Below are 14,992 nucleotides of genomic sequence, written 5' to 3' on the forward strand. Positions count from 1 at the left end.
TATGACCCGATGAAAATTACGACTGGCCCGGCTGTCCGTCAACCGAGGGCGGCGAGCAGCCGCGCGTACCCGTCGCGGGTGCCGATGGCGGCCCGCTCCGCGGGCTCGGCCCGATAGCGGCGGATCGCGGCGGCCACCTCGGCCTCCCGCCCGCTCTCGATGACGATCACGCGGCGCCAGACCCATCCGGAGGTACGGACGAGGCCGGGCTCGGCGAGCTCGAGCGTGATCCGCCCGCCCGTGGGATCGGGCTGCTCGTCGTCGAGGGCCGCCCAGGGCACGGTCATCGCTCCGAAGCGGGCCGCCGCGTGCAGGCCGGCCGCGCTGACGGTGAGCCCGGCCGTCCGCCACGCGGCTGTCACCTTCCCGGCGGCCGCCAGCGGGAGCAGCACGGCCGCGGCGGTCCGGAGCACGTCCTCGTCGAAGAGGTCCGCGGGCACCGGGGTGAGGAAGCCGACCAGCGCGAGAACGGCCACGCCGGTCGCGACGTCCACGCCACCCTCCGGCGTCCGGAAGACACGCTCCCGTTCGTCGACGAGGAAGACCGGCATCCGCCGCCGCACCGACGGCGCCCACATGACCGTCAGCATGAGCGTCGTGGCGGCGAGCAGGACCAGGAACAGCCACGGCATCACGTCGTCCGGATCGGTGCCGAGCCACCGCGCGGCCAGCCCGGCCAGGATCGGCGCGGTGGCGACGGCCAGCACCGGACGGCGATGCCGGGCCAGCGCCGCCTGCAACTCGAAGATCACCGCTGGAGTGTAGGGGACCTCAGACCGGGCGGAAGCGCAGCTTCAGGCTGGCCGGGGCCCGGGTGAACAGGCCCTGCACGGTCACCGGCCCGGCCGGCTCGATGTCCTCCATGGCGTCGAGCAGGGCGTTGGCGGCGACCTCGACCTCGGTCTTGGCGAGCATCGCGCCGACGCAGAAGTGCCGGCCCAGAGCGAAGCCGGTGTGGTTGGCGGCGGCCGTGAAGGCCTTCGCGAAATCCAGGTCGGGACGGCCGATGTCGAAGCGGTCGGGGTCGGCGTACCGGCGCGGGTCGCGGTTGGCGGCGGCGATCAGACAGACCACGGTGGAGCCGGCCGGCACGGTTCCACCGGAGAGCTCCACGTCGGCGGCCGGTTGCCGCATGATCATCTGTACGGGCGGCGAGTGCCGCAGCGTCTCGGCGAGAGCGTGGCCGATCAGGCTGCGGTCGGCGCGTACCCGGGCCATCTGCTCCGGATGGCGGACCAGGTTGAGCATCATGTTGGCGAGCGCCTTGTCGGTGGTCTCGCCCCCGGCCTGCAGCAGCAGGCTGACGAACGCCTTGATCTCGGGGGCGGTCATCCGCTCGCCGTCGATCTCGGCGGTGCACAGCACGGACATCAGGTCGTCACGCGGGTCGGCGGCACGCTCGGCGATCCGCGGCAGCAGGTACGCCTCCAGCTCGTCACGGGTCCGCAGCCCGGCCGCGGCCACCTCCGGATCGTGGGTGAGGTTGGCCAGGAACGCCATCAGCGACGTGTACCACCGGTGGAACAGGACGTGGTCGGATCGGGGCAGGCCGAGCATGTCGACGATCACGTTGATCGGGTACCGGGTGGTGAACGCGTCGACCAGGTCGACCTCGCCGTCGTGCCGGAACGCGTCGATCAGCTCACGCGTGTTGCGGCGCATCACCGGCACGAACCGGGCGGTCAGCTCGCCGCCGCGGAAGGCCGGGGTGACCAGGCGGCGGTGGATCGAGTGCTCACGCCCGTTCATCTGCAGGATCGTGCGGCCGTGCACCGGCTCCAGCTGCCAGCCGTAGTTGTCACTGGTGAAGACCGGGTCCTTGAAGGCCCGCTCGACATCGGCGTAACGGCTGATCACGTAGGCGTTCATGCCCTCGTGGAAGGCGAGCGGCTCGGTCTCGCGCAGCGCCTCCCAGACTTCGGCCGGGTCGGTGAGGCATTCGGGGGAGAGAATGTCGGTGACGGCCATCGGTGTCCCTTCCCGCTGAGCACTGTGAACCTACCGTCGTCCGGGAGCGAGGTGCCCGGCTTTCGGTGAAGTGTCATGCCGGCGGTGGCCGCCGCGGGGGGCCCGCACGGAGCGGGTAGGGCCGGCCCGGCTGGGAGGTGGGGCCCCGGTCAGCAGCGGTACCAGGCGGCGGTGGCGCCGGGCAGAGCGTCCCCGGCCGCCTGTGGATCGCTGACCAGCAGTGGCGTGGCGGCGCGGGCTTCGGCCGGCAGCGGGGCCGGTTCGTCGCCGACGTTGACCACGCAGAGGAATCCGGCGCCGCGGCGGAAGGCGAGCATCCCGTCGGGGGTGGACAGCCAGGTCAGGTCCCCGGCGGCGTGACGGCGCCGGGTCAGGGCGGCACAGTAGAGGTTGAGGGTCGACGCCGGGTCGGTGGCCTGGCGTTCCACGGTCAGCGCGGCCCAGGCCGGCGGCTGGGGCAGCCAGGACTCGGGGCCGGGCCCGAACCCCAGCGACGGCGCGGCCCCGACCACGGCAGCGGCACCCGGCATCCGTCGCGTCCGGGGTCGGCGCCGCCGGTGCGCCGGAAGACGGGGTCCCGGCGTGCCGCGTCGGGAAGGTCCTCGACCTCGGGCAGGCCGAGCTCCTCGCCCTGGTAGAGGTAGGCGCTGCCGGGCAGGGCCAGCATGAGCAGCGCCGCCGCCCGGGCCCGCCGCAGGCCGGCCGGGCCGCCGCCGTAGCGGGTGACGTGCCGGACGACATCGTGGTTGGACAGCACCCAGGTCGCCGGCGCGCCGACCCGTTCCAGGGCCAGCAGGCTGTCGTCGACGGCCTTCCGGAGCGCGGCAGCCTCCCACGGGGCGGTCAGGAAGGCGAAGTTGAACGCGGTGTGCAACTCGTCGGGCCGCAGGTAGAGGGCGAGCCGGTCGGCGGTCTGCACCCAGATCTCGCCGACGAAGACCCGGTCACCGGGGTAGCCGTCGAGGATCCGGCGCCACTCGCGGTAGACGTCGTGGACCTCGTCGACGTCCCAGTGCGGGTGGGCGCCGCCCGGTGGGGCCGGTTCGGTGACGTCGGGCATCCGCGGGTCCTTGGCCAGGCCGTGCGCGACGTCGATGCGGAACCCGTCCACCCCGCGGTCGAGCCACCAGCGCAGGATGTCGTGGAACTCCTCGCGGACCTCGGCGGCGGTCCAGTCGAGGTCCGGTTGCCGCGGGTCGAACAGGTGCAGATACCACTGGCCGTCCGGCACGCGTGTCCACGCGCCGCCGCCGAACCGGCTGGTCCAGTTGTTGGGTGGCCGGTCGCCACCGGGTCCGCGGCCGTCGCGGAACAGGTAGCGGCCGCGGGCGGCGGAACCCGGCGGGGACGCGAGCGCCGCCCGGAACCACGGATGCTCCGAGGACGTGTGGTTGGGCACCAGGTCGATGATGACCTTCAGGTCCAGGGCGTGGGCGTCGCGGATCAGCTCGTCGGCGTCGGCCAGCGTCCCGAACCGGGGGTCGACGTCGCGGTGGTCGGCGACGTCGTAGCCGTTGTCGGCCTGCGGTGAGGGGTAGAACGGGTTCAGCCAGATCGCGTCGACGCCGATCTCCCGCAGGTACGGCAGGCGTGACCGGACGCCACGCAGGTCACCGATGCCGTCACCGTCGGAGTCGGCGAAGCTCCACACGTACACCTGGTAGATGACCGCGTGGTGCCACCAGCTCATCCGGTCCGCTCCTGGAGCCGCTCCCGTTCCAGCCGGGCTAGCTCGGACGCGGCGGCCTCGTCCCGGGTGAGGTTCTCGCCGGTGCGCGGGTCGAACAGGTGCATGCGACGGGTGTCGGCCCAGAACTCGCCCTCGTGGTCCTCGCGCATCCGGCTCATCGCGTCGATCTTGACGACGAGCTGGGTGCGCAGGGCCTCGCTGTCGAGTTCGGCGGCCAGTTCGGCGAGCTGCCGGGTGACCTCGTCGCCGGCCTCGAACGGCAGGTACGCGTACTGCGCGTCGCCGAGCCACTCGGTGACGTCGACGCGGGCCCGGAACACCGCGCCGCGCTCGCGTTTCGCCGGGTCGAGCAGGCGGGCGTCGTCGAAGTGGTCCGGCCGCATCCCGGCGATCAGCAGCTGCCCGTCGGTGACCTTCGCGGCCACCCGCTCGGGGACGTCGATCTCCAGGAAAGGCAGCTTGAGCCGCCCACCGGCGACGACCGCGGGCAGGAAGTTCATCGGCGGCGACCCGATGAACCCGGCGACGAACATGTTGACCGGCTGCTCGTACAGCTCGCGCGGGGAGGCGACCTGCTGCAGGTAGCCGCGGCGCAGCACCGCCACCCGGTCGCCGAGGGTCATCGCCTCGGTCTGGTCGTGGGTGACGTAGACGGTGGTGGTGCCGAGCCGGCGCTGCATGCGGGAGATCTCGGTGCGCATCTGGCCGCGCAGTTTGGCGTCGAGGTTCGACAGCGGCTCGTCGAAGAGGAACGCGTCGACCTCGCGGACGATGGCCCGGCCCATCGCGACCCGCTGCCGCTGCCCGCCGGAGAGGTTGGCCGGTTTGCGTTCCAGGTGCTCGTCGAGCTCGAGCATCCCGGCGGCGGCCTTCACGCGGCGGCGTACCTCGTCCTCGGTGATGCTCTTCTTCAGCCGCAGCGGGAAGGCGATGTTCTCGAAGACGGTCAGGTGCGGGTAGAGGGCGTAGTTCTGGAACACCATGGACAGGTTGCGGTCGCGGGGCGCTTTCTCGTTGACCCGGTTCCCGCCGATCACCATGTCGCCGGAGGTGATGTCCTCCAGTCCGACGATCATGCGCAGCAGGGTGGACTTGCCGCATCCGGACGGCCCGACCAGGATCATGAACTCGCCGTCGGCGATGTCGAGGCTGACGTCGTTGACGGCCTTGAAGCCGTCGCCGTACTCCTTGACGATGTTGCGCATCTCGATGGCTGCCACGGGAAGTCCTTTCAGCCCTTGACGGCGCCGTTGGTGAGACCGGCCACGATCTTGCGTTGGAAGAGCAGCACCAGGACGACCACCGGAATGGTGACGACCACGGCGGCGGCCGCGATCGGCGCGGTCGGCTGCGAGAACTGCGAGGCGCCCTGGAAGAACGCGAGCGCGGCGGGCACCGGACGGGCCGACTCGCTGGAGGTGAGCGTGATGCCGAAGACGAAGTCGTTCCAGACGGCGAAGAAGGTCAGGATCGCCGCGGTGAAGACGCCGGGGGTGGCCAGCGGGACGATCACCCGGCGGAACGCCTGCCAGGAGGTGGCCCCGTCGACCTGGGCGGCCTGTTCCATCTCCCACGGGATCTCCCGGAAGAAGGCGGCGAGCACGTAGACCGACAGCGGCAGCGAGTACGACAGGTAGGGGATGATCAGGCCGAGCCAGGTGTCGTAGAGGCCGAGCGTGCGCCACAGGTTGAACAGCGGGGTGGCGATCGCGATGACCGGGAAGACGGTGATCGCCAGGGCCACCCCGAGGACCAGCCGTTTACCGGGGAAGTCGAGGCGGGAGATCGCGTACGCGGCGAGCGTCGCCAGGATCACCGAGATGGTGGTGGCGATCAGGGACATGCCGATCGAGTTGCGCAGCGCCGTGGTGAACAGGTCGGAGGCGAAGACGGTCCGGTAGTTCTCCCAGCTCCAGACGGTCGGCAGGAAGTCGTTGTTGGTGATGTCGTCGCCCTCCTTGAAGGACAGCGACACGATCCACAGCACCGGGACGATCGCGTAGGCGATGATCAGGATCGCGCCGCCGATCCACAGGCCGCGCGTCATCCGGCTGGTCTTCACCGGCGGTCCCCTCTCTGCTGCGACAGGTCGGTCTTGAAGACCTTCACGAACATCACCGCGATGAGTACGACGAGGACCGCCAGGATGACGCTGACCGCCGAGCCGAGCCCGATCATCACGCGGCTGATGGTCTGCCGGTAGGCCAGGAACGACAGGGTCTCGGTGCCCTGTGCGCCGGCGGTCATGATGAAGACGCTGTCGAAGATCCGGAAGGCGTCGAGGGTACGGAAGAGCAGCGCCACCATGATGGCGGCCTTCATGTTGGGCAGGATGACCCGTTTGACGCGCTGCCAGGCGGTGGCGCCGTCGACCTTCGCCGCCTCCAGGTAGTCGTCGGGGATCTGGGCAAGCCCGGCGAGCAGCAGCAGCGACATGAACGGGGTGGTCTTCCAGATCTCGGCGACGCAGACGGTGGCCAGGGCGGACCAGGTGCCGCCGAACCAGTCGAAGTCGCCGAGCCCGAACAGGTCGTTGACGAAGCCGTAGGTGTTGCTGAACGCGTACGCCCAGGCGTAGGCGGAGACGACCGTGATGATCCCGTACGGCACCAGGATCGCGGTGCGCAGCGCGGTCCGCAGGTAGAGCGCCCGGTGCATGACCATGGCCAGTGCGAAGCCGAGCACCAGCTCGGCCGAGACGGTGACCACGGTGATCAGGGCGGTGATGCCGAACTGCTGCCAGAACAGGCCGTCGGTGAGGATCATGGCGTAGTTGCCGAGGCCGACGAAGTCCCGGTCGCCGGGGTCGGTCAGGCGGTAGTCGAACATCGACAGCCAGACCGCGTTGAGGATGGGGTAGCCGGTGACGCCGACCATCGCGATGAAGGCGGGCCCGGCCAGCAGCCAGCCGAGGTTGCGTTCGTGGCGGGCGCGGTCGGTCAGCCGGATCCGTCGCGGGCGGCCGGTGGTCACGGGCTCGCGCGGCGGCGCTTCGACAGTGCTCACGGCCGCTCCTAGATCAGTCGGGAGTTGGACAGGACGTCCTCGAGGAGATCGTTGGCCTCCTGCGGGGTGGTCTGCGGCGACAGGGAGTCCGGCGGGTGGAAGGCGGTCTGCACGGCGCCGGTGACGTCGCCGTAGTAGGGGCTGACCGGTCGTGGGGTGGCGGCGTCGAGGCCGGTGCGGATCTCGTCGGCCATCGGGAACATCTCGCGGATCTCCGGGTCGTCGAAGACCGAGGCGAGCGCGGCCGGGTTGCCGGCGGTCTTCATGAAGTCCTTCTGGCTCTGCGCGTCGGCCAGGCAGCGGATCGCCTCGACGGCGAGCTGCTGTCTGTCGCTGAACGCGCTGATCGACAGGCCGAGCCCGCCGGACGGGGCGGCGCTCTCGGTGCCCGCGTCGACGCGTGGGTAGGCGGCCCAGCCGACGTCGTCCTTGAAGTCCGCCGGCAGCGACCCCTCCGCGATGGCGGAGTCGAAGGCGGCCCACACGTACGGCCAGTTGACCATGAAGCCGCCGTCGCCGGCCTGGAACGCGGCCCGGGAGTCCTCCTCGCCGGCGGTGCTGAATCCGGCCGGGGCCGCCGGTGACACGGCGAGGTCGTGCATGATCCGGGCGGCGGCCGCGCCGGCCTCGGTGTTCAGGCCGCCCTTGACCTGGGCGGCCGGCTGGTTCTCCGATCCCGGCTGCAGGATCGAGCCGCCGGCCGAGGAGACCAGCGCGTTGACCCACACCATCAGGCTCTCGTTGCGGCGGCCCTGCGCGGCGACCGTGACACCGGCCGTGGTGGCGCCCTGGATCAGCTGGTCCCAGGTGACCGGGCCGGCCGACGGATCGAGACCGGCCTTCTGCAGGACCGACTTGCGATACCAGAGCAGTTGCGTGTTGCCGTAGAGCGGTGCCGACCACAGGACGTCGCGGAACGTCGACTGCAGCAGCGGGCCGTCCAGGACACCGGTGGAGAGCTCCTGCCGCTCCTGGTCGGTGAACGGGCGCAGGAACCCGGCGTTGGCGAACTCGGCCATGAACGGCGGGTCGACGCTGACGATGTCCATCGACCGGTCCTGGGCGGCGAGCCGGCGCAGCAGCTGTTCCCGTCCACCGGCGGCGGTGTTCGGCAGTCGCTGGATGTTGAAGGCGTAGGCCCCGCCGGACTCGGCGGCGCAGCGGGTGGCCACGTCCTCCTGGGCGGCGTCGGCGATGTAGTAGGTCAGCGTGGTCGATCCGCCGTCGTCGCCACCGCATCCGGACAGGACCGAGGCGACCAGGACGAGAGCGGAGCCGCAGACCCACCGGCGTGGTTTCTTGTCGAGCACCATGCTGTCCCTTCGACGATGAAAGGCGCCTGGAAACGCTTGCAGACTTCAGCGTTCATGTGACGTACATCTCATGTCAATAGTCGCTATGCGCACACGCTGCGTGATCGGAAACGCTTCCAGCGGTTGCTACGCTGTCGCCGTGCCACCCGCGAACATGGCCGATGTCGCGCGCCGCGCCGGCGTGTCGATGGCGACCGCCTCCCGGGCGCTGAGCAACCATCCGCACGTCGCGGCGCAGACCCGCGCCCGGGTGCTGGCCGCCGCCGAGCAGCTGTCCTACGTGATCTCGCCGGAGGCGTCCCGCCTGGCCGGGGGCACCACCGGGCGGGTCGCGGTGGTGGTGCCGCACATCTCCCGCTGGTTCTTCGCGGCCCTGCTCGACGGCCTGGAGTCGGTGCTGCGCGACGCCGACCTCGACGTGCTGCTCTACCACGTCGGCGACGCCGCCGACCGGCGCGACTTCTTCCAGCGGCTGCCGGCACGGCGCAAGGTGGACGCCGTCGTGGTGCTCGGCATGCCGGTCCGCGACGACGAGCGGGCCCGCCTCGAGCTGATGGGCGTGCACATCGTGGCGGCCGGCGGCCAGGTGGAGAACTACCCGTACGTCTCCATCGACGATCTGGCCGCCGGGCGGCAGGCCGTCGACCATCTGATCTTCCTGGGCCACCGCCGGATCGGGATGATCGCCGCCGTCGACCCGGCCGAGCCCGGCTGGCCGGCGACTCCCGGCCGCACCCTGGCCTACCAGACCGCGCTCGCCGACGCCGGCCTGCTCGCCGACCCGGAGCTGACGGTCACCATCGACTGGGGCGGGCGCAACGGGGCCGAGGCCATGGAGCGGCTGCTGAGCCTGCGCGAGCCGCCCACGGCCGTCTACGCGCACTCCGACGAGGTGGCGCTCGGGGCGATGCGCACCCTGCGGCGGGCCGGGCTGCGGATCCCCGAGGACATGGCGGTCGTCGGCATCGACGATCACCCGATGGCCGACCTCGCCGACCTCACCACGGTCGCGCAGCCGGTCCACGAGCAGGGCGTGCTGGCCGGGCGGATGCTGCTGACGCTGCTGGCGGGTGAGCCGGGGACGGACGGTGTCACCGTGCCCACCCGCCTGGTCGTGCGGGGCTCGACCGCCCCGCCACGCCGCTGACGGGCTATCCGCCGGTGGCCGCCGCGGCGGCGCGACCGGCGGCACGCCCCGAGAAGAGGCAGCCGCCGAGGAACGTACCCTCCAGAGACCGGTAACCGTGCACACCGCCTCCGCCGAAGCCCGCCGCCTCGCCCGCCGCGTAGAGCCCGGGGACGGGGTTGCCGGAGGCGCCCAGGACCTGGCCCTGCAGGTTGGTCTGCAGACCGCCGAGGGTCTTGCGGGTGAGGATGTTGAGCTTGACCGCGACCAGCCCGCCGGAGTCCGAGCCGAGGATCTTGTGCGCGGACGCGGTCCGTCCGAGCACGTCACCGGGGTAGGACAGGGCGTTGCGGATGCCCTGGACCTGGGCGTCCTTGCTGTAGGAGTTGTCGATCTCGCGGTCCCGCGCCTCGATCTGCCGCTTGAGGCTCTCCAGGTTGATCAGGCTGCCGCCGGCGATCCGGTTCATGCCGGTGACCAGCTCGGGGAGCGTGGCCGCCTTGACGAAGTCGGCGCCGTACTGCTGGAACCTCTGGATCGGCTCCGGGGTCTGCCAGACACGGCTCAACAGCAGCCACAGGTTCTTGCCGGTCAGGTCGGGGTTCTGCTCGGAGCCGGAGAGCGCGAACTCCTTGTCGACGATCTTCTGCGTGGTGACGAACCAGGAGTAGTCGTGGCCGCTCGCGGTGATCGAGCCGAGCGTGTGCAGGGTGTCGTAGCCGGGCCAGTCCGGCGCGCGGAAGCGCTTGCCGGTGGCGTCGAACCACATCGACGACGGACCGGGCAGGATGCGGATGCCGTGGTTGGGCCAGATCGGGTCCCAGTTGCGCAGGCCCTCGGTGTAGTGCCACATCCGGTCCGGGTTGACGATCCGGCCGCCGGCGCTCGCGGTGATCGCCAGCATCCGGCCGTCGACGTGCGCCGGCACGCCGGTGATCATGCTGGTGGGCGCCTTGCCGAGCCGGGCCGGCCAGTTCTGCCGGATCAGGTCGTGGTTGGCGCCGATCCCACCGGACGCGACGATCACCACGGGCGCTTTCAGTTCAAAATCGCCGATGGTGGTACGCGACGACGGCTTCCCACGCGCAGCGGCGCTGGCCTCGAGGACCTTGCCCCGTACGCCGGTGACCGCCCCGTTGGTGACGACGAGCTCGTCGACCCGGTGCCGGAACTTGAACACCACCTTCCCGGCGGCGACCCCGGCGCGCACCTTCTTCTCGAACGGCTCGACGATCGCCGGCCCGGTGCCCCACGTGACGTGGAAGCGCGGGACCGAGTTGCCGTGCCCGTCGGCCAGGCCGCCGCCGCGTTCGGCCCAGCCGACCATCGGGAACCACTGCATGCCGAGCCCGGCCAGCCAGGACCGCTTCTCCCCGGCGGCGAACTGCACGTAGGCCTGCGCCCACTTGTACGCCCAGTGATCCTGCCCGGCCGGGTCGTCGACGCCGCGGTCGAAGCCGGCCGTGCCCAGCCAGTCCTGCCACGCCAGGTCGTAGGTGTCCTTGACGCCCATCAGCCGCTGCTCGTCGGAGTTGACGAAGAACAGCCCGCCGAACGACCAGTACGCCTGGCCCCCGAGGTTGGCCTCGTTCTCCTGGTCGAGGAGCAGGACCTTGCGGCCGGCGACGGCGAGCTCGGCGGTGGCGACCAGGCCGGCCAGGCCGTGACCGACCACGATGGCGTCGGCGTCAGCCGCGGCGGCCGCGCCGAACGCGGGCAGCCCACTCGCCTGGGCGATGGCCGCGCCGGCCACCACCCCGCCGGCCGCACCGATCGCCTGGCGGCGACTGACCCTGGGAGTTCTCGGCGCCACTATTCCTCCGTCGGTTCTCTGGTGCTCGGGGGTCCGGTGACGATGCTCAGGTCACCGATGGTCGGGTCTTCGGCACGCCGGTCCTCGACGGGCCGCCTCCCGGCGGCCCGGTCGTCGTCGGTCCGCGCCTGGTCGGCTCGCGCTTCGTCGGTCCGCGCCTCGTCGGTCCGCGCCTCGTCGGTCCGCGCCTCGTCGGTCCAGGCGAAGGCCAGGGCGCCGCCGGTCAGGGTCAGGAGCAGGCCGATGATGAACCCGCCCATGTTGGAGGTGAGCCAGGAGGCGAGGCCGCACACGATCGCGACCAGCGAGTAGAACACCCGCTGGGCCGGGGTGAACCACAGCAGCAGGCCACACAGGATGATCACGATCGGGATGAGGTAGCCGATGAAGTTCTGCATGCCGACGTGCAGCACCACACCCAGCGGCGCCCACACGGTGAACATGATCTCCAGGCCGCCGAGCAGCACGAACAGGCCGCCCCAGAAGGGCCGGGTGCGCCGCCACGACCGCTTCTCGACCGTCACGCCGGCTTCCGCCATGGTCAGCAGCCGCCCGAGGTGAAGGCCATCCGCAGGTTGGGCAGGTAGAACCGGGCGGCCGTGGTGGCGTAGTTGTTCTGCCGCAGGTTGGTCAGGGTGACCTCCTCGGCCTGCTGGCCGAACACGCCGATCGCGCCCTTCTTGCCGGGCACCCGGTCCAGCGTGCTGGCGTCCTGGCCGATGTCGATGGTCTTGAAGTCGGCGTTGGCGGTGATCACGTCGGAGTCGACGACCAGGGTGTCGGCCTTGACCGGGTCGGCCGGGCTGCCCGCGGTGATCTTGAGGTTGATGCCGCCGAGCTCGATGCTCTGGCACAGGCCGTCCAGGGTGGCGTCGCGGATGGCGGAGACGATCACCACGACCTGACCGCCGGTGTCGCCCTCGTTCGGGCTGCCGGGCTCCATCTGGTCGAGCTCGGCGTACTGCGCGAAGCCGTACCCGTGGAGCCGGGGCGAGGTGACGACGAACGGCATGCCGGAGATCGAGAAGGACGCCGCCAGGACGCCCTGGCCGGTGAGCACGACGAGGCCGATGGTGGCGGCCAGGCCGCCGAGCATGACCGCGGAGAAGCGGCGCCAGCGGGTGCGGCCGAACGGGGTGGAGGACATGAACGCTCCTTCTGCCGGGCACAGACGATCGCCACCGGTGCGGGCACTGCGGATGCCCTCCGGCGGGACCCTATTGGGAAACCTCGATGGATTGCGGGGAAGTTACGCCCCGGTAACACGGCCCGTCAAGCCTGGGAAGCCGCTTTCCCGTCAGTGAAAAACCTCGTCGGTATCTGACGTGGCACAGGGGGCCACCACCCGCTCCCCCACCGCCGGCAGCAGCAGCTCGGCCGAGGCGGCGTCGCGGCCCACGAACGGGGACGTCATGAAGTAGCTGAGCATCGGCAGCAGGTCCGGAAGCTGCGCGACCCGGCCGGTCGAGACGTAGCCGTAGATCGTGGCGTAGACGCCGCCGACCACGGTGTCGACCAGGCCGTCGGGGACCGGCGGGGCATCGGCGAAGAACCGGGAGAACCGGCTGAGCAGCTCGGTGCGCTTCTCCCTGGCCAGGGTCCCGGCCGCGTCGATCTCCACGATCGCCATCGCCGCGAACGCCGGGACGCTGGCAAGCACGTCGAGCAGCACCTTGAGCGCGGCCCGCACCCCGGTACGCCAGTCGCCGGCCGCCGCGTACGCCTCGTCCATGAGCCGCAGCACCACGCCGGTGCCGTGCCGGTAGGTGTCCAGGAACGCGTCCTCCTTGCCGGCGAACAGCGCGTAGAACGCCGGCCGCGTCACGCCGGCGGCCGTGCAGATGTCGCTGACCCGGGCGTTGGCGTAGCCCCTCTCGGCGACCGTGTGCACCAGCGCGTCGTGGAGGCGCTCCCGCTGGGTGGCGGCCACCGCCTCGGGCGTCATCGAGCGTGGGCCGCGTTTGATCGCCCGCGACGGGTCGCGGCCCGCCCGTGCGCCCGGCAGCGGGCTGATTACCGGATTAGTCATCGCCATCCCTCAATGTCTTGACATGACATACCGCTGAGGTTTCTCATACCGGGGAGACACGGACCTCGATGGTCACACCAGTATCGCCTCTTCTTCAATCCCCGGAACGCTGCGGAAACGGCCGGGCCACCTCGTCCTCGCAAAGGGAGGGTGGCGCCATATGCGCGCGTCACGGCTCACATCCGTCCTCGCTTCACTCCTGTTGATCGGCGCCGCGACCCCGGCGCGGGCGGCCGCCCCGGGTGGCGCCTACGCCGGCCTCGACGAATGCCCACTCACCTCGGCCGTCATGATGGACCCGACGAACCTGCAGGTCGGGTGCGTCCGCTCGGTCACCAACGGCGGCAGCATCACCATCGGCTCCACCACCGTCGAGTTCGCCAACCCGATCACCGTGCAGTTCGGCGTCTACTGGCCGGCCGGCGGTCCGGTCCGGGAGTTCCCGGACGGCAGCGTCGCCAACGTCTACTCGACCGTCCTGGCTCCCGGCGGCAAGACCCTGGTGGCCCGGCCGCTCGAGGTCACCGTGCCCGGCATCATCAACTTCCTGCCCGGGGTGACGAGCGTCTTCGCGCAGGTCGAGCTGGCCGGGCCGATCACCGACTTCATCCCGCTCGCCACCGGCGTGGACACCCCCGTCTTCGTGCTGCCGATCAAGCTCAAGCTCAAGAACGCCCTGTTCGGCAACCGCTGCTACATCGGCTCGGACGCCAGCCCGATCCGGTTCCAGCCGACCAGTGGCACCACCAGCCCGCCCGCGCCGAACGGGCCGGTCACCGGCGACCCCGGAACACTGGACATCGTCGCCGATCCGAACGGCTACCAGACCCTCGGCGTCGGCATCACCGGGGCCACGCTGCTCGACAACGCGTACGCCGTACCGAAGGCGACCGGCTGCGGGCTCATCCCCGGCAGCCTCGACCCGCTGATCAACCTGGCGTTCGGGCTGCCCTCCGCGGCCGGCCGCAACGCCGTGAAGTTCAGCGACAACGACACCGCGTTCGCCGTCTCCCCCAGTCTCGAAGACCTCAACCAGGCGCTCGCCGCCTCCTAGGAAAGGTGCACACCCCCATGCACAAGTCCCGTATCACCGCCGCCGCGATCGCCGGCGTCACCGCCGCCATGATGTTCGGCGCCCCGGCGCTGGCCGACGACGGCACCGTCCTGACCGCCGACAGCCCGGCCGGCCCGGCCGTCGCCGTCGGTGACACCATCTCGTCCGGTCTGGCCACCGGCACGCAGGCCGTCTTCGCGACCGCCCCCGCCGGCAGCAACGGCATGAAGTGCGCCGGCTCCAGCCTCAGCGCCGTGGTCAACGACAACCCGGCGGCACCCGGGGCGGCCACGCTCGGCGCCAACCTGGGCCTGTCCAGCTGCACGGTGTCCGGCATCGTCGGGGTGACCGGCGTCAACAGCGTGACGATCAACAACCAGCCGTACGCCACGACGACCGCCAGCGACGGCACCGTCTCGGTCGCCGGCACCGCCACCGCGCCGATCTCCGCGACCCTCAACCTGAGGACCCTGCTCGGATCGGTGACCTGCGTCTTCGTCGCCAGCGGCAACGCGATCACCGGTGTCGCCGACAACACCGACAACTCGATCACGTTCACCGACCAGCAGTTCGTCAAGAGCACCGGCCCGGCCGCGTGCATCGCGAACGCCTACTTCACCGCCAAGTACACCCCGGTGGTGACGTCGGCGGGCTCGCCGGTCTTCGTGAACTGACCCCCGCACCGGGTGGGGCCCGCGGCATCCCCCGTCCGCGGGCCCCACCCGGTGGCAGGTAACGGCTACGCCGGCGCGCCTCGACAGGACCATCCGCGCACCCGTCGCCGATCATTCCGACGGCCGGCCCGTGTGGATCGCCCTCGATACGGGTACACCCGGCGCATGAATGACGTGGCACGGGTCAACACCACCCAGCCGAGGGATTGGCAGCCGACCGAGGAGCAGATGCGCGCGGCACGGCGCAACGACGCCTACCCGGCGGCCGGGAGGCGCGTCACCGCCGCCCGGTAGGCCACGGACGGCCCACCGGACGACT

14 protein-coding genes and 1 pseudogene are annotated in these 14,992 nt (G+C 71.1%); 4 read left to right on the plus strand and 11 right to left on the minus strand.

The genetic code is table 11. The features are described from left to right. Window positions 1–38: 38 nt before the first annotated feature. The 7 genes and pseudogenes from ACQPZW_RS24385 to ACQPZW_RS24415 all read right to left on the minus strand — a co-directional run bounded on the left by ACQPZW_RS24385 (window position 39) and on the right by ACQPZW_RS24415 (window position 7,977). A complete protein-coding gene (locus tag ACQPZW_RS24385; RefSeq protein WP_433797259.1) occupies window positions 39–752 on the minus strand; it encodes a hypothetical protein in 714 nt (237 codons plus the stop codon). Between the two features lie 19 nt (window positions 753–771). Continuing rightward, window positions 772–1,968, minus strand: coding sequence for a cytochrome P450 (locus ACQPZW_RS24390; RefSeq protein ID WP_433797260.1), 1,197 nt, complete (start codon window positions 1,966–1,968; stop codon window positions 772–774). A 149-nt stretch (window positions 1,969–2,117) separates the two neighbouring features. Further along, window positions 2,118–3,658 (minus strand): annotated as a pseudogene (locus tag ACQPZW_RS24395) (glycoside hydrolase family 13 protein). Next, window positions 3,655–4,878: an ABC transporter ATP-binding protein gene (locus ACQPZW_RS24400; RefSeq protein ID WP_433797261.1), complete on the minus strand. Its 1,224-nt coding sequence runs from the start codon at window positions 4,876–4,878 to the stop codon at window positions 3,655–3,657. Before ACQPZW_RS24400 ends, ACQPZW_RS24395 begins: the two are co-directional and overlap by 4 nt. An 11-nt stretch (window positions 4,879–4,889) precedes the next feature. Then, a complete protein-coding gene (locus ACQPZW_RS24405) occupies window positions 4,890–5,720 on the minus strand; it encodes a carbohydrate ABC transporter permease (RefSeq protein ID WP_433797262.1) in 831 nt (276 codons plus the stop codon). Continuing rightward, a complete protein-coding gene (locus ACQPZW_RS24410; protein ID WP_433797263.1) occupies window positions 5,717–6,664 on the minus strand; it encodes a carbohydrate ABC transporter permease in 948 nt (315 codons plus the stop codon). The genes ACQPZW_RS24405 and ACQPZW_RS24410 overlap by 4 nt, the downstream gene beginning before the upstream one ends. An 8-nt stretch (window positions 6,665–6,672) precedes the next feature. Beyond that, the gene (locus ACQPZW_RS24415) at window positions 6,673–7,977 is read right to left on the minus strand and encodes an extracellular solute-binding protein (RefSeq protein WP_433797264.1); all 1,305 of its coding nucleotides are present in this window, start codon (window positions 7,975–7,977) and stop codon (window positions 6,673–6,675) included. Window positions 7,978–8,116: 139 nt separating this feature from the next. On the opposite strand from ACQPZW_RS24415, the gene ACQPZW_RS24420 reads away from it, so the two are divergent. Continuing rightward, on the plus strand, window positions 8,117–9,124 hold the full coding sequence (locus ACQPZW_RS24420) for a LacI family DNA-binding transcriptional regulator (protein WP_433797266.1): 1,008 nt from the start codon (window positions 8,117–8,119) through the stop codon (window positions 9,122–9,124). A 4-nt stretch (window positions 9,125–9,128) separates the two neighbouring features. Here ACQPZW_RS24420 and ACQPZW_RS24425 read toward each other — a convergent pair whose 3' ends face one another. The 4 genes from ACQPZW_RS24425 to ACQPZW_RS24440 all read right to left on the minus strand — a co-directional run bounded on the left by ACQPZW_RS24425 (window position 9,129) and on the right by ACQPZW_RS24440 (window position 12,945). Further along, entirely contained in the window at window positions 9,129–10,823 is a 1,695-nt protein-coding gene (locus ACQPZW_RS24425) for an FAD-binding dehydrogenase (protein WP_433797615.1), read from the minus strand. 92 nt (window positions 10,824–10,915) lie between these two features. Beyond that, complete coding sequence (locus ACQPZW_RS24430) at window positions 10,916–11,440, minus strand: DUF6114 domain-containing protein (RefSeq protein ID WP_433797267.1); 525 nt, start codon at window positions 11,438–11,440, stop codon at window positions 10,916–10,918. Between the two features lie 17 nt (window positions 11,441–11,457). Continuing rightward, window positions 11,458–12,063 (minus strand): DUF6230 family protein, encoded by a 606-nt coding sequence (locus ACQPZW_RS24435; protein ID WP_433797268.1) that lies wholly within the window; start codon window positions 12,061–12,063, stop codon window positions 11,458–11,460. 150 nt (window positions 12,064–12,213) lie between these two features. After that, window positions 12,214–12,945 carry a TetR/AcrR family transcriptional regulator gene (locus ACQPZW_RS24440; protein WP_433797269.1) on the minus strand — a complete coding sequence of 244 codons (732 nt, stop codon included), beginning with the start codon at window positions 12,943–12,945 and terminating at the stop codon, window positions 12,214–12,216. Between the two features lie 160 nt (window positions 12,946–13,105). Between ACQPZW_RS24440 and ACQPZW_RS24445 the strand changes: the two genes are divergently transcribed. From ACQPZW_RS24445 to ACQPZW_RS24455, 3 genes are all read left to right on the plus strand, one after another. Then, window positions 13,106–13,999, plus strand: coding sequence for a hypothetical protein (locus tag ACQPZW_RS24445; protein ID WP_433797270.1), 894 nt, complete (start codon window positions 13,106–13,108; stop codon window positions 13,997–13,999). 17 nt (window positions 14,000–14,016) lie between these two features. Continuing rightward, window positions 14,017–14,673 carry a Tat pathway signal sequence domain protein gene (locus ACQPZW_RS24450; protein WP_433797271.1) on the plus strand — a complete coding sequence of 219 codons (657 nt, stop codon included), beginning with the start codon at window positions 14,017–14,019 and terminating at the stop codon, window positions 14,671–14,673. Between the two features lie 165 nt (window positions 14,674–14,838). Beyond that, entirely contained in the window at window positions 14,839–14,967 is a 129-nt protein-coding gene (locus tag ACQPZW_RS24455) for a hypothetical protein (protein WP_433797272.1), read from the plus strand. Window positions 14,968–14,992 lie beyond the last annotated feature (25 nt).

This window comes from Actinoplanes sp. CA-252034 (genome assembly GCF_050956125.1).
Taxonomy (GTDB): domain Bacteria; phylum Actinomycetota; class Actinomycetes; order Mycobacteriales; family Micromonosporaceae; genus Actinoplanes.

Excerpts from the sequence above, each read along its gene's own strand:
- ACQPZW_RS24390 (WP_433797260.1), bottom strand. The coding sequence starts at position 1,968 with ATGGCCGTCACCGACATTCTCTCCCCCGAATGCCTCACCGACCCGGCC.
- ACQPZW_RS24415 (WP_433797264.1), bottom strand. The coding sequence starts at position 7,977 with ATGGTGCTCGACAAGAAACCACGCCGGTGGGTCTGCGGCTCCGCTCTC.
- ACQPZW_RS24435 (WP_433797268.1), bottom strand. The coding sequence starts at position 12,063 with ATGTCCTCCACCCCGTTCGGCCGCACCCGCTGGCGCCGCTTCTCCGCG.
- ACQPZW_RS24440 (WP_433797269.1), bottom strand. The coding sequence starts at position 12,945 with ATGACTAATCCGGTAATCAGCCCGCTGCCGGGCGCACGGGCGGGCCGC.
- ACQPZW_RS24445 (WP_433797270.1), top strand. The coding sequence starts at position 13,106 with ATGCGCGCGTCACGGCTCACATCCGTCCTCGCTTCACTCCTGTTGATC.
- ACQPZW_RS24450 (WP_433797271.1), top strand. The coding sequence starts at position 14,017 with ATGCACAAGTCCCGTATCACCGCCGCCGCGATCGCCGGCGTCACCGCC.
- ACQPZW_RS24455 (WP_433797272.1), top strand. The coding sequence starts at position 14,839 with ATGAATGACGTGGCACGGGTCAACACCACCCAGCCGAGGGATTGGCAG.